Genomic DNA, 17,075 nt, shown 5'->3' with positions numbered 1-17,075 from the left:
TAAAATCTTACGATTACAACTTAGTTGACAAATCTGCTGAGAAAATCGTAAAAACTGTTAAGCCTACAGGTGCAGTAGTTAGTGGTCCGATTCCTCTTCCAACAGAGAAAAAAATCTACACTGTATTACGTTCACCTCACGTTAACAAAAAAGCTAGAGAGCAATTTGAATTGTGTTCATACAAAAGATTGTTAGACATCTATAGCGCTTCTGCGAAGACTGTTGATGCTTTAATGAAATTGGAGTTACCTTCAGGTGTTGAAGTGGAAATCAAAGTGTGATTTTTGATAATTCTTACACAAATAAAAAAGGCTTCGAATTTTCGAAGCCTTTTTTATTCGTTTTATTAGCGTGATTTCTTATTAGAAAGTAAATCTAAAACCGAAACCAAATCTTCCTGCCTGGAAATCGCTGTTATCGCCAATCCATGCTGTTGGTCTCCAATCAAAAGCGAGTGCTAATGGTGCACCTGGAATTTTGAAATCTAAACCAGCCATTGGAATCAACAAGAAATTTGTTTGATCGATGTTTCCAACGCTAAAGAAATTTAAGGCAGGACCACCACCAATATACCAATCTAAACCTTGTGCTCCTTTAATAGGTTGTTGGTATTGGTAAAATAAGTTGATTCTGGTACTGTGGTCACCAAATAGCAATTCAGCCTGACCAGCAGAGTTTGAATTGAAAAAGTGCTTGAATGAAGGACCTGCAAGTGTCGAACCATCTCCAAAATCAAGACCCAAACCTATGGCATTTTTGTAGTTTTGAGCAGACACTTGTGTTAATGATAATGCGAAAATCGCAGTTAACAATAGAAAAACTTTTTTCATGATTTTTAATTTTATACCAACCCCATCAAAGCATAAACTATGCCATTCGTTTGTTTTTACTTTTGATTTTTTTATTTTTAAGTTTTAAGTTTTGATAATCAGTAATTTAATTTTCTGATAATAAAGCGATAGCCGATTGACAGTTTTTCTTAATTTTACCACTAATGAATATTGGTATAATAGGATTAGGAGATATGGGGAAGCTTTACGCGAAAAAGTTTGCCCAGCAAGGTTTTAATGTATTGGGCTGCGATCTACCCGAAAGACAGGAAGAGCTGGAACAAGAGCTAAGCCCATATGGAGTTAAGGTTTTACCAGATGGGGTTGAAGTTTCCAAAACCTCTAATCTTATTTTTTATGCTGTAGAAGCAGAGAAGATAGGAGAGGTAGTGGCAGCATATGCCATGTATACGAATCATGATGCTATAGTTACGGGTATGACTTCGGTAAAGACACCCGAAATAGAAGCGTTCGAAAAATATCTTCCTAAAGAGACTTCTCTTATTATTACACATTCGTTGCATGGGCCAGGTTTTGGAACAGAAGGGCAAAAGTTGATTGTCGCGCCCCACAGAATTACAGTTAATAAATATAATGCTGCTCTAAAGGTTCTTGAAAAACTTGAATCTGAAATTATTGAATTGGAAGATTATCACCAGCATGACAGAATAATGGCGGACACTCAGGCACTAACTCATATGGGGTTTGAGAGCATGGGTACCGCCTGGAAAAATGCCGGCTATTACCCATGGACAAATGGGGCTTATACCAGTGGTATCGATAATGTTAAGATACTTACTATGTGAAGAATTTATATATATAAAGCACAAGTCTATGAGGGGTTGGCTATATTGAATCCGTATGCACAGGAGCAAATTAGCGCTTATGCCAAATCTGAATCTGAGCTTTTTAAGATGATGATACAAGAGGATGAAACAAGTTTTAGGAAAAGAATATACGAGGCTAAAGATTTTGTGTTTCATGGTCAAAAGAATTTAATTCTTTTTGATGATACTATCATGAAAGAATTCAGCATAGGAGAACAGCAAGAGCACCGTAAATCCAACTCTCATCTTAGTTTATTAGCTATGGTAGATGCATGGCATGTATTGAAGATTAATCCTTATGACAATCTTGTTGGCCAAACTCCGCCATTTAGATTGCGATTAGGCATAGTCGAATATTTATTTAAGAATGAAGAGCTGTTAGAAGATACTATTCATGCAGCATTATACGATAAAAGTATCAGAGGAGATGATTTGGAATTCCATACGGCAGTGAGAGAATGGGCGGCAATAATAAAATATAAAGATATGGATGGGTATAAAACTCATTTTAATGAAACTAAGGAATTCTTTACTGATTTACTGGAGCATGGAAGATTACAAAGTGCAGAGTTGATAAAGAAGCTGTCTTTATAAATTTTAAAAAATGTTTTTCCTTTATTCGTTTCTATAAACGATTTAAGTGTACCGGTGGAATTGATCATTCACTTTGCTCTATATTTTTGATTTTAAAGGTGATATCATCGAGGATAATTTCGGCTTCTTGTAGATCAAAATCTTCATGATTTTTCTTTTTTATTCCAAAATCCGAAAGTATGATATGTAAATCCGGAGCAATATTGTGATTGCTTAAACATGCTTTCGAACAAGCCAGCGGACAACCATCTATCACTACAATTTTTCTTTTAGAAAGAGCTACTTTTAATAATGCCTTTACATTTCCACCTACTCCGGCAATACAAGACATTTCTGCGTCTCCGGAACGATCTAACCTGACAGCAAGGTGGTTGGCCATTTGTGCGGCGCTGGAACAACCAGAACATGAATAAACTAAGGTTTTTTCCTGTGTCATTATTCTTTGTGTTAATAGATACTTAAGTTGTTTAATAATACAAGGTATCCTGCTATGCTATTCTTCATAAATAGCTCCTGAAGTTGGTGTTTCTTTTAGCTCTATTCTCTTAAGTTGTGTAATTAAGGGCTTGAGTTTTTTCCATAGCCATAGACAAATAAGTTCACATGTTGGATTTTCCAGTCCTTCCACTTCATTTAGAAACTGATGATCTACCATTTTTAGAATAGGATTAACTATTTCTTTTATCTCGCTATAGTCAATTATCCAACCCAGATCAGGAGCAATGCCACCTTCAAAAAACAGCGTTAAATGGTAAGTATGACCATGAACCTTTTTGCATTTGTGGTAATCAGGGACATTTGGTAAGTAATGGGCAGCATCAAAAGTAAATTGCTTATAAATAATCATATTTCTGAATAATTGATAATCTAACGGAGAGATTACCGGTTTGAAAAGTAATACCTACCTTTACGGAAGTAATTATATAAAATACCTTCTCATTATAGCGACTTTTCCCAGACTAACTTACTACCAAATACTTTAGTGTTATCGGTCATCTTAACCATTAACAATTGAATACACCAAACTTTACCTGCCTTAGCCAAAGCCGTTGGATTTTTTTTGTGATAATAGTTGGTAGGTGATAATAGTTGGAGGGAATCTTCACGATATATTTTGCCAGTGAATTGTATCCCTTTAAGGGTTGGAAAATTTATAGTCCCGGGTAAAATAGTGCCGGCTATCTCGTTGTTTGTATTTAAACAATGTGTGTGAAAGGTGTTTTCAGATGATTTAAACAGTAATAGTTGCTGTGTGGGTTCAAATACATAGAAGCAATTAAAACAATAAGGTTGTTGCTGATCGTCCAAACAACATACGGTGGCAATTTTGTTTTTACTAATGAAATCTAGAATTGCTTTTTCCATTATCTGTATAAGTTAGATTCTATTAATAAAATTTACTGTACCTATACAGGGATAAACGCTATTTTTTAGTTCAGTAGTAATTGAAGCTCTTTTGTGATGTTGATAAAAGGAAAATCTCATTTTATTTTAAATTTGATATTAATAAGTTCCTCAAAAATAATTATGAAAAACTTGTAATAATATGACTGGTGTCATAACTATACCTAAATTTAAAATCAGATTGAACCGGGCTAAAAAATACCTCGGCCTTAAAAGTGTATGCCGTATCTATTTTATATAATATTATGTTCCGCAAGTTTATTTCTTTCATCTTGCAAGGCTCTGGCTAATTTCTTCTCGTTTTCATGTGCTCTGGTCTTAAAAGATTTATATTCTTCGCTAACCTCATTATACATCGTTACTTTTTCTTTTGCTTGTTTGTTAGCGTGTTTACTTCTTAAATAAAAGAAAGCGCAGGCGGCAATTAGCATAGCGATTATTATGCATATAAACATATTATAAGTGCCTTTACTTAAAGGTATGAACCCTAAAAGAGCTATTTCATTATTAGAATTAATAGCTGCTGTTAATTCTTCGTTTTTCTTTGAAAGATCAGTTTTAAGTTGATTAACAGTGTTGTCTTTAGCTTTTAATGAACTTGATATTTTAGAATAAGCATTTTGTTTTGCTTTAATACTATCGCTGGCATTTTTCCATAATCTTTGAAGATCGGTTTTCTTAATTACTTTATAATCCTGATAATTGTTCGACTTTTCGTATAAGATTTTAAATTGCTCATCGATAGAAGGATTTGGGGATGGTTGGGCAATACTAAAAAAAGGCATTATTAGTAATAAATAAACTGAAAATCTGATTGCTTTTTTCTGGTTTTTCATGATGAGAATACTTTATTTAAACTATACTCTAAACCTATTTTATTTAAGAATATTGTAAAAAGAGAGAAAAAAATAAAATTAATGCTTCTGTATAACGCCGGAATGAGCGGAAAGAATCTGCTGAAAAGCGCATGAAAATGATAAATAAGGACCGAATAAAAGCATGTTATATATAGATACCTTTATAATTATTAAAATGACTTTCTCTGTAAGACTGTATCTAAAATGAATAGCTATTTTAATATTTTATCCGACGTCGGGTGCTGAAGAAAAACATGTGGATAAAAAAATAAAAATAAATAGCTAAGTATTTGATTATTAATAATCGTTTCTTATCTTTGCCGTCCCTTTTGGGATAAGTGTGTCCACCTTGAGCGAAGCCCTACTGCTTCGATGGGTGATAAATTAAAAAAAGAAATGTCAGGAATTATTGGAAAAAAAGTAGGAATGACCAGTATTTTCGATGCGGAAGGAAAGAATATTCCTTGTACTGTAATCGAAGCTGGACCTTGTGTAGTAACACAAGTTAAAACCGTCGAGACAGATGGCTATGCTGCTGTTCAGTTAGCGTACGACGAGAAAAAAGAGAAAAACACAACTGCTGCGCTGAAAGGCCATTTCGCGAAAGCGGGAACTAGTCCAAAACGTAAATTGGTGGAGTTCAAGTATTTCGAATCAGAGAAATCTTTAGGTGAAGTTGTAGATGTGACTCTTTTTGTAGAGGGAGACTACGTTGATGTAGTTGGTACTTCTAAAGGTAAAGGTTTTCAAGGTGTTGTAAAACGCCATGGTTTTGGTGGTGTGGGTATGCAAACCCACGGTCAGCATAACCGTATGAGAGCTCCGGGTTCATTAGGTGCTTCTTCATTTCCTTCAAGAGTATTTAAAGGAATGAGAATGGCAGGAAGAACTGGTGGTTCCAGAGTGAAAATCCAAAATCTTCAAGTTGTAAAAGTTTTCGCAGAGCAAAACTTATTGGTTGTTAGCGGTTCCATTCCAGGAGCAAAAGGTTCGTACGTATTAATCGAGAAGTAAGATGGAAGTTAAAGTATTAAACATCTCAGGTAAAGAAACAGGTGCCAAGGTGCAACTTCCTGAGGGAATCTTTGGTATTGAGCCTAACGATCACGCTATTTATTTAGATGTAAAACAGTATTTGGCTAACCAACGTCAAGGTACTCACAAAGCTAAACAGCGTAACGAAATTGCTGGTTCAACCAGAAAATTGTACAAACAAAAAGGTACAGGTGGTGCCAGAGCAGGATCTATTAAATCTCCATTATTTAACGGTGGCGGTAGAATTTTTGGTCCTCAACCACGTGATTATAGCTTTAAGCTAAACAAAAAATTAAAAGAGCTTGCTCGTAAATCGGCTTTGTCTTATAAAGCACAAGGTAACAGTGTATTGGTTTTAGAAGATTTCAGTTTTGAAACTCCAAAAACTAAGAACTTCTTAAACTTGTTAAGTGCGTTGAATTCTTCTAACGAAAAAACATTAGTTGTTCTAGCAGAAGGAAATAAAAATGTTTACTTAGCAAGCAGAAACTTACCTAAGGCAAAAGTTGTTGTTGCTGCCGACTTAAATACTTATGATGTATTGAATGCAGCTAAACTAGTATTAACAACAGGTTCTGTAAAATCATTAGAGGAGGCATTAGCAAAGTAATATGGAAATTTTAAAAAAACCAGTGCTTACAGAAAAAGCCGCTCTGTTAACTGAAAAATTAAACCGTTACACTTTCCAGTGTGATCATAGAGCTAATAAGATTCAGATTAAAGCTGCAATCGAGGTTATGTACGGTGTGTCTGTTGAGTCTGTAAACACACAAGTTATAGTTGGAAAAACTAAAACAAGATCAACAAAAACTGGAATTGTACAAGGTAGATCAGCAAAATATAAAAAAGCTATCGTTACCTTAAAAGAAGGCGAAACTATTGACTTTTATAGCAATATTTAATTAAATTATGGGCTTAAGAAAATTTAAACCAGTAACTCCGGGTACCCGTTTCAGAATTGGTGCTGATTTCACTGAAATCACAACCAGAACTCCTGAAAAATCTCTTGTTGTGAAAGCAAAGAGATCAGGTGGCCGTAACGGTTCTGGTAAAATGACTATGCGTTATATCGGTGGGGGACACAAGCAATTGTACCGATTAATTGATTTCAAACGCGACAAGAAAGATATCCCCGCAACAGTAGCTACAGTAGAATACGATCCAAATCGTACTGCCCGTATCGCTTTATTGCACTATGCAGATGGTGAGAAAAGATATATCATCGCTCCAGAAGGTATTAAAGTTGGTCAAAAAGTAGTTTCTGGAGATACAGCAACACCTGAGATAGGAAATGCTTTATCCCTTGCTAAAATCCCTTTGGGTTCAATTATTCACAATATTGAATTGAAACCGGGAAGAGGCGGACAAATTGCAAGAAGTGCTGGTTCTTACGCACAATTAGCTGCGAGAGACGGTAAATATGCAACCATTAAATTACCTTCGGGAGAGACCCGTTTAATCTTGGTTACTTGTACAGCAACTATCGGAACAGTTTCTAATTCTGAGCATGCTAACGAAGTGTTAGGTAAAGCAGGTAGAAAACGTTGGTTAGGTCGTCGTCCAAGAGTTAGAGGTGTGGCTATGAACCCTGTGGATCACCCTATGGGAGGTGGTGAAGGTAGATCATCCGGTGGTCACCCACGCTCTAGAAAAGGCGTTTTAGCTAAAGGTTTTAAAACCCGCGATAAAAAGAAATACTCAGATCGTTTCATCATTGAAAGGAGGAAGAAATAATGTCTCGTTCGATTAAAAAAGGACCTTATATTGACCATAACTTAGATAGAAAAGTTACAGCCATGAACGATTCAGGCAAGAGAACTGTTATCAAAACTTGGTCTAGAAGATCAATGATTTCTCCGGATTTCGTAGGTCATACATTTGCAGTACACAACGGAAATAAATTCATTCCGGTTTATGTAACAGAGAATATGGTTGGTCACAAATTAGGCGAATTCGCTCCAACCAGAACATTTAGAGGTCACTCTGATAAGAAAAGATAATTAAGAAATGGAAGCAATAGCAAAATTAAATAATTGCCCTACTTCGCCTCGTAAAATGAGACTAGTTGTTGATCTGATCAGAGGTGAACGCGTTGAAAAGGCTTTATATATTTTAAAATACACCAATAAAGAAGCAGCTACTAAAGTTGAAAAACTTTTATTGTCGGCTATCAAAAATTGGGAAGTAAAAAATGAGGGTCAAAGCACTGAGGACGCTCAATTGTACGTGAAATACATCTCTGTAGATGGTGGCCGTCAGTTGAAACGTTTAAGACCAGCTCCTCAAGGACGTGGATATAGAATTCGTAAACGTTCTAATCACGTTACTTTAGTAGTAGATAGCAAAATTGTTGAACCTCAAACTAACTAAGCAGAAATGGGACAAAAGGCTAATCCAATAGGAAATAGGTTAGGAATCATCAGAGGATGGGATTCTAACTGGTATGGAGGTAATAACTACTCTGATAAATTAGTTGAGGACGAAAAGATCCGTAAATACCTTTCTGTGCGTGTTGCAAAAGGTGGCGTATCTAAAGTTGTTATCGAAAGAACATTAAAACGTATTACAGTAACAATTCATACTGCTCGTCCAGGAATCGTTATCGGTAAAGGTGGTTCAGAAGTTGACAAGATCAAAGAAGAATTGAAAAAATTGACTAAAAAAGATGTTCAAATCAATATTTTCGAGATCAAACGTCCTGAACTGGATGCTAAATTAGTTGCTGATGGCGTAGCGAAACAATTAGAAGCTCGTATCTCTTTCAGAAGAGCTATGAAAACTTCCATTGCTTCAACTATGAGAATGGGTGCCGAAGGTATCAAAATTATGTGCTCTGGTCGTTTAGGCGGAGCAGAGATGGCTCGTTCTGAACAATACAAAGAAGGTAGAATTCCATTACATACATTCAGAGCTGATATTGATTATGCTTTAGGTGAGGCATTGACTACTTATGGTAAAATTGGTATCAAAGTATGGATTTGTAAAGGAGAGGTTTACGGTAAGAGAGACCTTTCTCCAAATATCGGAGCTAATACCGGAAAAGGTGGAAAACCTGAAGGATCTTCAAACTTTGGCGGAAGAGGCGAGAGAGGTGATAGAAAAGGCGGTAACCGTGGCGGTAACCACCGTGGAGGAAAAGGTAAAAGATAATTCAGTAAACACTATCGTTTAACGATTAAAGAAAAAAGTAATGTTACAGCCAAAAAGAACGAAGTTCAGAAAAATGCAGAAGGGCAGAATGAAAGGCCTTGCCACTCGTGGCGCTGAGCTTGCATTCGGTTCATTCGGAATAAAATCAATGGAAGAGTGCTGGATTACCAGCCGCCAAATTGAAGCTGCCCGTATCGCGGTAACACGTTTCATGAAACGTGAAGGTCAGGTTTGGATCCGTATCTTCCCAGACAAACCGGTAACTAAAAAACCAGCAGAGGTTCGTATGGGTAAAGGTAAAGGTGCTCCTGAGTATTGGGTAGCAGTAGTTAGACCAGGTAGAATCCTTTTCGAAGCAGAAGGTGTGCCTTATGAAGTAGCAAAAGAAGCTATGCGTTTAGCTGCTCAGAAATTACCGGTACAAACTAAATTTGTTGTACGTAGAGATTACGTAGAAGCATAAAAATCGGTTTTTAGTATTCATTGCCTGCCGTTACCTCGCAATGATTAACTTTCAACTACAACTATTTAATAAAATGAAATACGCAGAAATATCAGCGCTGACTAACGAGGAAATCGTTGCCAAGATTCAAGAAGGCAAAGCTACTCTTACTAAGTTGAAATTTGCTCATGCAGTTTCTTCTGTAGAGAACCCTTCCAGAATTAATAAGGCTAGAAAAGAAATAGCCCGCTTGAATACAGAATTATCTAAGCGTAAGGCTGAGGCAGCTTCTGAAAGTAACTCATAATTTTTTAGAGTCGACATGGAAAGAAAATTAAGAAAAACAAGAATTGGGTTAGTGGTTAGCAACAAAATGGAGAAATCTGTTGTGGTTGCAGTAGAGAGAAAGGTGAAACACCCAATCTATGGTAAGTTCGTAAAGACGACTACCAAATTTATGGCTCATGACGAGAAAAATGATTGCGGTATAGGTGATACCGTTTTGATCATGGAGACACGTCCTCTGAGTAAGAACAAAAACTGGAGATTAGTTGAAATTTTAGAAAGGGCTAAGTAAGATGGTACAACAGGAATCAAGATTAAACGTAGCCGACAACTCTGGAGCTAAAGAAGTTTTAGTTATCCGTGTGTTAGGTGGTACCCGCAAGAGATACGCTTCAATTGGTGATAAAATTGTAGTAAGTGTAAAATCTGCACTTCCTTCAGGAAACATCAAAAAAGGTACGGTATCTAAAGCTGTGGTAGTTAGAACGAAAAAAGAAATCAGAAGAAAAGATGGTTCTTATATTCGTTTTGACGATAACGCGGCAGTATTGTTAAACAACCAAAACGAACCGAGAGGTACTCGTATCTTTGGTCCAGTTGCAAGAGAGTTGCGTGAAAAACAATTCATGAAAATTGTATCATTAGCACCGGAGGTATTGTAAAATGGAAAAGAAGAAAACAACACCTAAATTAAAAATCCGCAAAGGCGATTTAGTAAAGGTTATTGCTGGTGACTCTAAAGGACAGCAAGGAAAAATAGTTGAAGTTTTGGTTAGCAAAAACAGAGTTATTGTTGAAGGTATCAACATGGTTTCTAAACATACAAAACCAAGTGCTTCTAACCCTAACGGCGGTATTATAAAGAAAGAAGCCCCTATTCATATTTCTAACTTAATGTTGATAGATCCGAAATCAGGAGAGCCTACAAGAGTAGGAAGAGTTAGAAACTCTGAAGGCAAATTAGTTAGAGTAGCTAAAAAATCTGGGGAGGAGATTAAGTAATGGCTTATACACCAAGATTAAAAAGTAAATATAAAGAGGAAATCGTTTCTGCTCTTAAGGATAAATTCCAATACAAGAGCATTATGCAAGTTCCTAAGTTGCAGAAAATAGCCATCAACCAAGGTGTTGGAGCTGGGGTAACAGATAAAAAAGTTATCGAGTATGCTATTTCTGAGTTAACAACTATTACTGGCCAGCAGGCAGTTGCTGCTAAGTCTAAAAAGGATATTTCGAACTTTAAATTACGTAAGGGAATGCCTGTAGGTGTTCGTGTAACTTTACGTGATAATCAAATGTATGAATTCCTTGATCGTTTAGTAGCCGTAGCTTTACCTCGTATCCGTGATTTTAAAGGTATCAATGATAAAGGTTTCGATGGACAAGGTAACTATACATTAGGTGTATCTGAGCAAATTATTTTTCCTGAGATCAACATTGACAAAATCAATAAGATCCAGGGGATGGATATCACTTTCGTAACTAGTGCACAAAATGATGTTGAGGCATTAGAGTTACTAAAACAGTTCGGTTTACCATTTAAAAATCAAAATAAATAACAATGGCTAAAGAAGGATTAAAAGCTCGCGAAATCAAACGTCAAAGATTAGTAGCAAAATTTGCTGCTAAACGTGAAGAGCTAAAAGCAGCCGGCGATTACCAGGCATTAGATAAACTACCTAAAAATGCGTCTCCGGTACGTTTACACAACCGTTGTAAACTAACAGGACGTCCAAGAGGATATATGCGTCAATTTGGTATTTCGCGTGTTACTTTTCGCGAAATGGCCTTAGCAGGTAAGATACCAGGAGTTAAAAAAGCTAGCTGGTAATAAAATAAAAAACTAAAAGATTTTTTTGTACTTTTGCAGTCCAAAAAAATCTTTTTATTTAATATAATAAAATGTATACAGATCCAATAGCAGATTATCTTACAAGAGTAAGGAATGCCATCAAGGCCAACCACAGGGTTGTTGAAATTCCTGCATCAAACATCAAAAAGGAAATTACAAAAGTACTTTTTGAAAAAGGTTACATCACGAACTATAAGTTTGAGGACCAAGAGTCTCAAGGTATTATTAAAGTTGCCTTGAAATATCATCCAATAACTAAAGTTCCTGCTATTCGCACAATCACAAGAGCGAGTAAACCCGGTTTGAGAAAGTATGCAGGAGTAAGTACAATGCCACGAGTATTGAACGGTTTAGGTATTGCAATATTGTCTACTTCAAAAGGAGTAATGACTGATAAAGAAGCCAAACAGTTAAATGTAGGCGGTGAAGTTTTATGTTACGTTTATTAATTTAGGAGGAGATAGAAATGTCAAGAATAGGAAAAGCCCCAATTTCAATTCCTTCTGGTGTTACTGTAACTGTATCTAAAGATAATTTAGTAACAGTAAAAGGACCTAAAGGTGAATTGTCGCAAAAAGTTGATTCAGATATCAAAGTTGAACAGGAAGAGGGTACTCTTTTAGTTAAACGTCCTTCAGAACAAAAGAGACATAAAGCTTTACATGGTTTATACAGAGCTTTAATCAACAACATGGTTGTAGGTGTTACAGAAGGTTTCAAAATCACTCAGGAATTAGTAGGTGTTGGTTATAGAGCATCTAACACAGGTAACACACTGGACCTTGTATTAGGTTTCTCTCACCACGTAGTTTTTGCTTTGCCAAATGAAATCAAAGTAACTACTACATCTGAGAAAGGTAAAAACCCAACAATCACTTTAGAATCTATTGATAAGCAATTGCTAGGTCAAGTTGCTGCTAAGATTCGTTCGTTAAGAGCACCAGAGCCTTATAAAGGTAAAGGTATCAAGTTTGTTGGTGAAACATTAAGAAGAAAAGCAGGTAAATCAGCAGCTAAAAAATAATTGTAATGGCAGGAAAAGTTAGATTATCTCGTAGAGATAGAATAAAAAAAGGTATCAGAAAAAGAGTTTCTGGATCTCCGGAGCGCCCTCGCTTAACTGTTTTCAGAAGCAATAAGGGAATTTATGCTCAAGTAATTGATGATAATGCTGGAAAAACTTTAGTTGCTGCTTCATCATTAGAAAAAGATTTCAGTGCAACAGGCAATAAAGTAGATCAATCTAAAGAGGTTGGTAAAAAAGTTGCTGAGAAAGCAATTGCTGCTGGAATTACACAAGTTGTGTTTGATAGAAACGGTTATTTATATCATGGCCGTATCAAATCATTGGCAGATGGTGCCCGTGAAGCAGGTTTAATCTTTTAATTTCAGAAGCAGATGTCAACTATCAATATAAAAAGAGTAAAAGCAAACGAGATTGAGTTAAAAGATCGTTTGGTGAGCATCCAACGTGTTGCTAAAGTTACTAAAGGTGGACGTACTTTCAGCTTTTCAGCTATCGTAGTAGTAGGTGATGAGAATGGTGTTGTAGGTTACGGTTTAGGAAAAGCAAAAGAGGTTACAGAAGCAATTGCTAAAGGTATAGATGATGCTAAAAAGAACTTGGTAAGAGTTCCGGTTATCAATGGTACTGTACCTCATACGCAAGAAGGTAAGTTTTCAGGAGGTTATGTATTAATCAAACCTGCTGCAAACGGTACAGGTGTTATTGCAGGTGGTGCAATGAGGGCAGTATTAGAGTCGGCCGGTATTCATAACGTATTGGCTAAGTCTAAAGGTTCTTCAAACCCACATAATGTGGTTAAAGCAACTATCTCTGCATTAGCACAATTGAGAGATGCTCGTACAGTAGCGCATCATAGAGGTGTTTCATTAGATAAAGTTTTTAACGGATAATACGATGGCTAAGATCAAAATAACTCAGATTAAGAGCGTGATCGATAGAAGTGAGCGCCAAAAAAGGACTATCCAGGCTTTAGGTTTAAAAAAAGTAAACCAGAGCGTGGAAGTTGAAGCTACTCCGGCAATCATCGGAATGGTTAAAGCAGTAAATCATTTGGTAGCAATTGAAAAAATTTAATTACCATGAATTTAAGTAACTTAAAACCTGCAGAAGGTTCAATAAAAAATAGAAAAAGAATAGGTCGTGGTACTGGTTCTGGTCGCGGTGGTACTTCTACTCGTGGTCATAAAGGAGCAGGATCCAGATCAGGTTATTCTTCCAAAGTTGGTTTCGAAGGAGGTCAGATGCCTTTACAACGTCGTGTTCCTAAAGTTGGTTTCAAAAATGCTAACAGAGTGGAGTATGTAGGTGTAAACTTAGATGTTCTTCAAAGCCTGGTTGAAAAATTTAATTTATCAACAGTAGATTTTGAAACGCTAAAAACTCATGGTTTGGTATCTAAAAATGATATCGTTAAAATTTTGGGAAGAGGCGAATTAAAAGCTAAATTAGAAGTTAAAGCACATGCATTTACAGCAACTGCACAAAAAGCTATCGAAGCTGCCGGCGGTTCTGTTGTTAAATTATAATGAATGAAGAAGCTGTTCACAACTTTATCCAATATTTGGAAAATTGAGGAATTAAGAGTGCGTATTTTATACACACTCTTAATTCTTTTAGTTTATAGAATCGGGTCATTTATTGTGTTACCCGGTGTAGATCCAAGATCTCTTGAAGGAGAAGCAAAAGAAGGATTGTTAGGTTTATTAAACATGTTTGCGGGAGGTTCTTTTTCCAGGGCTTCTATTTTTGCATTGGGTGTTATGCCTTACATTTCTGCTTCTATTGTTATCCAGTTACTAGGAATAGCAGTTCCTTATTTCCAGAAGTTGCAGAAGGAAGGTGAAAGCGGAAGAAAGAAAATTACTCAAATTACACGTTATTTAACAATTGCAATTACAGCGCTTCAGGCTATCGGTTATGTGAAGTCACAAATCAGCCCCGAAGCGAGGTTAATTTCAGAACCTTTGTTTAGTATCTCTTCTATGCTGGTTTTAACAGCAGGTACTATGTTTGTAATGTGGATGGGTGAGAAAATTACTGATAAAGGTATAGGTAATGGTATATCTCTACTAATTATGGTGGGAATTATTGCTCAATTACCATACGGAGTTTCGGCAGAATTTATTAGCAGAAATACAGGTCAAGGAGGTTTAATCGCATTCTTTATTGAGTTTGTGGCCCTTTTTGCAGTAGTTATGTTTACTGTATTAATTATTCAGGGAACCCGTAAAATTCCTGTACAGTATGCTAAGAAGATTGTTGGAAACAAGCAATATGGTGGAGTTAGGCAATATATACCATTAAAGCTTAATGCAGCTGGTGTGATGCCTATCATTTTTGCTCAGGCGATTATGTTTATTCCATCTACTATTGGTCAGTTTTTTCCTAGTGCCCAATCATCTGTTTTAACTTCTTTCAGTGATTATACATCATTAGCTTATAATATAACATTTGCTGTATTGATTATTCTATTTACATTCTTCTATACAGCTATCACCATTAATCCTAATCAGATGTCGGATGATATGAAGAAGAATGGAGGTTTTATTCCGGGTGTTAAACCAGGAAAGAGTACGGCAGATTATATAGATGGTGTTATTTCAAAAATAACTTTACCAGGATCAGTATTTCTGGCAATAATAGCGATTTTACCATCGATTGCAATAATAGCGGGTGTTAATTCGCAATTTGCGCATTTCTTCGGAGGTACATCATTATTAATTTTGGTTGCGGTAGTTCTGGATACTTTGCAGCAAATAGAAAGTTATTTGTTAATGCGTCATTATGATGGCTTAATGAAAACGGGTAGAATTAAAGGTCGTAGCGACGTGAGCGTTGCTTCTGCGGGATCTGCGATTTAATTTTATGTCGAAAGTAATTTTTAAAACTGCCGAGGAAATAGAACTAATCAGAGAAAGTTCTCTATTGGTGTCTAAAACTTTGGCAGAAATAGCAAAAGTTATTGCTCCGGGAATCACAACTCTAAAACTTAATACATTAGCAGAGGAGTTTATACGTGGTAATGGAGCAATACCTGCTTTTTTAAATTACAACGGATTTCCCTTTTCCTTGTGCATTTCCTTAAACGATCAGGTTGTTCACGGTTTTCCCAGTAACTACGAGCTAAAGGATGGAGACATTGTTTCCGTAGATTGTGGAGTTATCAAAAATGATTTTTTTGGAGATTCTGCGTATACCTTTGCTGTAGGAGAGGTTTCTGCCGAAGCGAAAAAGCTATTGGACGTAACACAGGAATGTTTAAAAAGAGGTATTGAGAAAGCTGTTTCGGGTAATCGTATAGGTGACGTAGGATATGCGGTTCAGGATTGTGCAGAATCTCATGGCTTAGGTGTAGTAAGGGAACTGGTAGGACACGGAGTTGGACGTAATCTTCATGAAAAGCCAGAAGTGCCGAATTATGGAAGGCGTGGTTCGGGGATGAAATTACTGGAGGGGATGGTGATAGCTATCGAGCCAATGATAAACGCAGGCAGAGCCGGGGTAAAATTTTGGAATGATGGATGGACAGTTTCTACTGTTGATGCTAAACTTTCCGCACATTTCGAACATACTGTTGCAATTAGAAAAGGACAGGCTGACGTATTGTCAACTTTTGATTACATTGAAGAAGTTTTGAATAAAGTTTAATTTTATAAAAAAAATTATTTAATTTTGCGTACCGCTTTACGCGGTGAGAATTAAGTAATAGAAAGAAAAATATGGCTAAACAGTCCTCTATAGAACAAGACGGAGTAATTAAAGAAGCATTATCTAATGCAATGTTTCGTGTTGAATTAGAGAATGGTCACGAGATCATAGCACATATTTCCGGTAAGATGAGAATGCATTACATCAAAATATTGCCGGGAGACCGTGTAAAGTTGGAAATGTCACCTTATGATCTTACAAAGGGCAGAATAACTTATAGATATAAATAAGAAAATGAAAGTTAGAGCATCAATCAAAAAGCGCAGCGCTGATTGTAAAATAATCCGTAGAAAAGGAAAATTATACGTGATTAACAAAAAGAATCCTAAATTCAAACAGCGTCAAGGTTAATCGTAATTTTAAACTATCAACAAATAATAAATGGCAAGGATAGCAGGTATAGATTTACCAAAAAACAAAAGAGGAGAGATCGGCCTTACTTATATTTACGGAATTGGAAGAAAAACGGCTCAAAACATTTTGACCCAAGCTGGAATCAATTTCGATAAGAAAGTTCAAGAATGGACCGATGATGAATTAACAGCCATCCGTAACATTATTTCTGATTCTATTAAAGTTGAGGGACAACTAAGATCAGAGGTCCAATTAAACATTAAACGTTTAATGGATATTGGATGTTACAGAGGATTACGTCACAGAAAAGGATTACCATTACGTGGTCAGAGAACTAAAAACAATTCTCGTACTCGTAAAGGAAAGAGAAAAACTGTTGCGAATAAGAAAAAGGCTACTAAATAATATTTGATAGTAAAAAATGGCTAAGTCAAAAAAAGTTACTAAAAAGCGTATCGTAGTGATTGAACCAGTTGGTCAAGCACATATTAACGCTACCTTTAACAACATTATCATTACCTTAACAAATAACCAGGGCCAAACAATTTCATGGTCTTCTGCAGGTAAACAAGGTTTTAAAGGTTCTAAGAAAAACACTCCATATGCTGCATCTCAAGCTGCTAGCGATTGCGGTAAAGTTGCATATGATTTAGGATTACGTAAAGTTGAAGTATTTGTAAAAGGTCCAGGTTCAGGTCGTGAATCTGCTA

Annotated in this window: 32 protein-coding genes and 1 pseudogene; 28 read left to right on the top strand and 5 right to left on the bottom strand. The window is 36.2% G+C overall.

What is annotated here, in order from left to right; genetic code table 11:
* A partial coding sequence (gene rpsJ, locus ABWO41_RS06755; protein ID WP_353135388.1) for a 30S ribosomal protein S10 occupies window positions 1–281 on the top strand: 281 nt, incomplete at its 5' end.
* Between the two features lie 81 nt (window positions 282–362).
* On the opposite strand, the gene ABWO41_RS06750 is transcribed toward rpsJ, so the two are convergent.
* Entirely contained in the window at window positions 363–830 is a 468-nt protein-coding gene (locus ABWO41_RS06750) for a hypothetical protein (RefSeq protein WP_353135385.1), read from the bottom strand.
* Window positions 831–994: 164 nt separating this feature from the next.
* Between ABWO41_RS06750 and ABWO41_RS17235 the strand changes: the two are divergent.
* Window positions 995–2,251, top strand: a pseudogene (locus tag ABWO41_RS17235) (NAD(P)-binding domain-containing protein).
* Between the two features lie 64 nt (window positions 2,252–2,315).
* Here the strand turns inward: ABWO41_RS17235 and ABWO41_RS06735 are convergent.
* The 4 genes from ABWO41_RS06735 to ABWO41_RS06720 all read right to left on the bottom strand — a co-directional run bounded on the left by ABWO41_RS06735 (window position 2,316) and on the right by ABWO41_RS06720 (window position 4,491).
* Complete coding sequence (locus ABWO41_RS06735; protein WP_353135376.1) at window positions 2,316–2,687, bottom strand: putative zinc-binding protein; 372 nt, start codon at window positions 2,685–2,687, stop codon at window positions 2,316–2,318.
* Between the two features lie 57 nt (window positions 2,688–2,744).
* Window positions 2,745–3,098: a 6-carboxytetrahydropterin synthase QueD gene (gene queD, locus ABWO41_RS06730; protein WP_353135373.1), complete on the bottom strand. Its 354-nt coding sequence runs from the start codon at window positions 3,096–3,098 to the stop codon at window positions 2,745–2,747.
* 92 nt (window positions 3,099–3,190) lie between these two features.
* Window positions 3,191–3,616 carry a pyridoxamine 5'-phosphate oxidase family protein gene (locus ABWO41_RS06725; RefSeq protein WP_353135370.1) on the bottom strand — a complete coding sequence of 142 codons (426 nt, stop codon included), beginning with the start codon at window positions 3,614–3,616 and terminating at the stop codon, window positions 3,191–3,193.
* 272 nt (window positions 3,617–3,888) lie between these two features.
* Window positions 3,889–4,491, bottom strand: a complete 603-nt coding sequence (locus ABWO41_RS06720) for a hypothetical protein (RefSeq protein WP_353135367.1) — start codon at window positions 4,489–4,491, stop codon at window positions 3,889–3,891.
* Between the two features lie 417 nt (window positions 4,492–4,908).
* Between ABWO41_RS06720 and rplC the strand changes: the two genes are divergently transcribed.
* The 26 genes from rplC to rpsK form a co-directional block, all read left to right on the top strand.
* On the top strand, window positions 4,909–5,526 hold the full coding sequence (gene rplC, locus ABWO41_RS06715; RefSeq protein WP_353135364.1) for a 50S ribosomal protein L3: 618 nt from the start codon (window positions 4,909–4,911) through the stop codon (window positions 5,524–5,526).
* A 1-nt stretch (window position 5,527) separates the two neighbouring features.
* Complete coding sequence (rplD, locus tag ABWO41_RS06710; RefSeq protein ID WP_353135361.1) at window positions 5,528–6,157, top strand: 50S ribosomal protein L4; 630 nt, start codon at window positions 5,528–5,530, stop codon at window positions 6,155–6,157.
* 1 nt (window position 6,158) lies between these two features.
* Window positions 6,159–6,449: a 50S ribosomal protein L23 gene (gene rplW, locus ABWO41_RS06705; protein WP_353135357.1), complete on the top strand. Its 291-nt coding sequence runs from the start codon at window positions 6,159–6,161 to the stop codon at window positions 6,447–6,449.
* A gap of 7 nt (window positions 6,450–6,456) precedes the next feature.
* Entirely contained in the window at window positions 6,457–7,281 is an 825-nt protein-coding gene (gene rplB, locus ABWO41_RS06700) for a 50S ribosomal protein L2 (protein WP_353135354.1), read from the top strand.
* Window positions 7,281–7,547, top strand: coding sequence for a 30S ribosomal protein S19 (gene rpsS, locus ABWO41_RS06695; protein WP_013633182.1), 267 nt, complete (start codon window positions 7,281–7,283; stop codon window positions 7,545–7,547). The genes rplB and rpsS overlap by 1 nt, the downstream gene beginning before the upstream one ends.
* Before the next feature lie 7 nt (window positions 7,548–7,554).
* The gene (gene rplV / locus ABWO41_RS06690; protein WP_353135350.1) at window positions 7,555–7,917 is read left to right on the top strand and encodes a 50S ribosomal protein L22; all 363 of its coding nucleotides are present in this window, start codon (window positions 7,555–7,557) and stop codon (window positions 7,915–7,917) included.
* Between the two features lie 6 nt (window positions 7,918–7,923).
* The gene (gene rpsC / locus ABWO41_RS06685) at window positions 7,924–8,697 is read left to right on the top strand and encodes a 30S ribosomal protein S3 (RefSeq protein ID WP_353135347.1); all 774 of its coding nucleotides are present in this window, start codon (window positions 7,924–7,926) and stop codon (window positions 8,695–8,697) included.
* A gap of 40 nt (window positions 8,698–8,737) precedes the next feature.
* Window positions 8,738–9,160, top strand: a complete 423-nt coding sequence (gene rplP / locus ABWO41_RS06680) for a 50S ribosomal protein L16 (protein WP_353135344.1) — start codon at window positions 8,738–8,740, stop codon at window positions 9,158–9,160.
* Between the two features lie 73 nt (window positions 9,161–9,233).
* Window positions 9,234–9,446 carry a 50S ribosomal protein L29 gene (gene rpmC / locus ABWO41_RS06675; protein ID WP_013633178.1) on the top strand — a complete coding sequence of 71 codons (213 nt, stop codon included), beginning with the start codon at window positions 9,234–9,236 and terminating at the stop codon, window positions 9,444–9,446.
* A gap of 15 nt (window positions 9,447–9,461) precedes the next feature.
* A complete protein-coding gene (rpsQ, locus tag ABWO41_RS06670; protein WP_353135341.1) occupies window positions 9,462–9,716 on the top strand; it encodes a 30S ribosomal protein S17 in 255 nt (84 codons plus the stop codon).
* Window position 9,717: 1 nt separating this feature from the next.
* Window positions 9,718–10,086, top strand: coding sequence for a 50S ribosomal protein L14 (gene rplN / locus ABWO41_RS06665; protein ID WP_013633176.1), 369 nt, complete (start codon window positions 9,718–9,720; stop codon window positions 10,084–10,086).
* Window position 10,087: 1 nt separating this feature from the next.
* Window positions 10,088–10,426: a 50S ribosomal protein L24 gene (rplX, locus tag ABWO41_RS06660; RefSeq protein WP_353135337.1), complete on the top strand. Its 339-nt coding sequence runs from the start codon at window positions 10,088–10,090 to the stop codon at window positions 10,424–10,426.
* Window positions 10,426–10,983: a 50S ribosomal protein L5 gene (gene rplE / locus ABWO41_RS06655; protein WP_353135334.1), complete on the top strand. Its 558-nt coding sequence runs from the start codon at window positions 10,426–10,428 to the stop codon at window positions 10,981–10,983. Before rplX ends, rplE begins: the two co-directional genes overlap by 1 nt.
* 2 nt (window positions 10,984–10,985) lie before the next feature.
* The gene (rpsN, locus tag ABWO41_RS06650; protein WP_353135331.1) at window positions 10,986–11,255 is read left to right on the top strand and encodes a 30S ribosomal protein S14; all 270 of its coding nucleotides are present in this window, start codon (window positions 10,986–10,988) and stop codon (window positions 11,253–11,255) included.
* A gap of 71 nt (window positions 11,256–11,326) precedes the next feature.
* Complete coding sequence (gene rpsH / locus ABWO41_RS06645) at window positions 11,327–11,725, top strand: 30S ribosomal protein S8 (protein WP_353135328.1); 399 nt, start codon at window positions 11,327–11,329, stop codon at window positions 11,723–11,725.
* A gap of 17 nt (window positions 11,726–11,742) precedes the next feature.
* Window positions 11,743–12,300, top strand: coding sequence for a 50S ribosomal protein L6 (rplF, locus tag ABWO41_RS06640; RefSeq protein WP_353135325.1), 558 nt, complete (start codon window positions 11,743–11,745; stop codon window positions 12,298–12,300).
* A gap of 5 nt (window positions 12,301–12,305) precedes the next feature.
* A complete protein-coding gene (gene rplR / locus ABWO41_RS06635; RefSeq protein ID WP_353135322.1) occupies window positions 12,306–12,662 on the top strand; it encodes a 50S ribosomal protein L18 in 357 nt (118 codons plus the stop codon).
* A gap of 12 nt (window positions 12,663–12,674) precedes the next feature.
* The gene (gene rpsE, locus ABWO41_RS06630) at window positions 12,675–13,193 is read left to right on the top strand and encodes a 30S ribosomal protein S5 (RefSeq protein WP_353135319.1); all 519 of its coding nucleotides are present in this window, start codon (window positions 12,675–12,677) and stop codon (window positions 13,191–13,193) included.
* Window positions 13,194–13,197: 4 nt separating this feature from the next.
* Window positions 13,198–13,377: a 50S ribosomal protein L30 gene (gene rpmD, locus ABWO41_RS06625; RefSeq protein ID WP_013633168.1), complete on the top strand. Its 180-nt coding sequence runs from the start codon at window positions 13,198–13,200 to the stop codon at window positions 13,375–13,377.
* Between the two features lie 5 nt (window positions 13,378–13,382).
* A complete protein-coding gene (gene rplO / locus ABWO41_RS06620; RefSeq protein WP_353135316.1) occupies window positions 13,383–13,829 on the top strand; it encodes a 50S ribosomal protein L15 in 447 nt (148 codons plus the stop codon).
* 3 nt (window positions 13,830–13,832) lie between these two features.
* Window positions 13,833–15,164, top strand: a complete 1,332-nt coding sequence (secY, locus tag ABWO41_RS06615) for a preprotein translocase subunit SecY (RefSeq protein WP_353135313.1) — start codon at window positions 13,833–13,835, stop codon at window positions 15,162–15,164.
* Between the two features lie 4 nt (window positions 15,165–15,168).
* The gene (gene map / locus ABWO41_RS06610) at window positions 15,169–15,951 is read left to right on the top strand and encodes a type I methionyl aminopeptidase (RefSeq protein ID WP_353135310.1); all 783 of its coding nucleotides are present in this window, start codon (window positions 15,169–15,171) and stop codon (window positions 15,949–15,951) included.
* Window positions 15,952–16,022: 71 nt separating this feature from the next.
* A complete protein-coding gene (gene infA, locus ABWO41_RS06605; RefSeq protein WP_013633164.1) occupies window positions 16,023–16,241 on the top strand; it encodes a translation initiation factor IF-1 in 219 nt (72 codons plus the stop codon).
* Between the two features lie 4 nt (window positions 16,242–16,245).
* A complete protein-coding gene (gene ykgO, locus ABWO41_RS06600) occupies window positions 16,246–16,362 on the top strand; it encodes a type B 50S ribosomal protein L36 (protein ID WP_120181030.1) in 117 nt (38 codons plus the stop codon).
* A gap of 30 nt (window positions 16,363–16,392) precedes the next feature.
* On the top strand, window positions 16,393–16,770 hold the full coding sequence (gene rpsM, locus ABWO41_RS06595) for a 30S ribosomal protein S13 (protein ID WP_353135305.1): 378 nt from the start codon (window positions 16,393–16,395) through the stop codon (window positions 16,768–16,770).
* A 16-nt stretch (window positions 16,771–16,786) separates the two neighbouring features.
* Window positions 16,787–17,075, top strand: a 289-nt coding sequence (rpsK, locus tag ABWO41_RS06590; RefSeq protein WP_353135302.1) for a 30S ribosomal protein S11, incomplete at its 3' end; no start/stop codon positions are given.

The organism is Pseudopedobacter sp., assembly GCF_040392825.1.
Lineage (GTDB): Bacteria > Bacteroidota > Bacteroidia > Sphingobacteriales > Sphingobacteriaceae > Pseudopedobacter.
The sequence above is the reverse complement of the archived record's forward strand: the minus strand, read 5'-3'. Positions and strand labels throughout refer to the sequence as shown.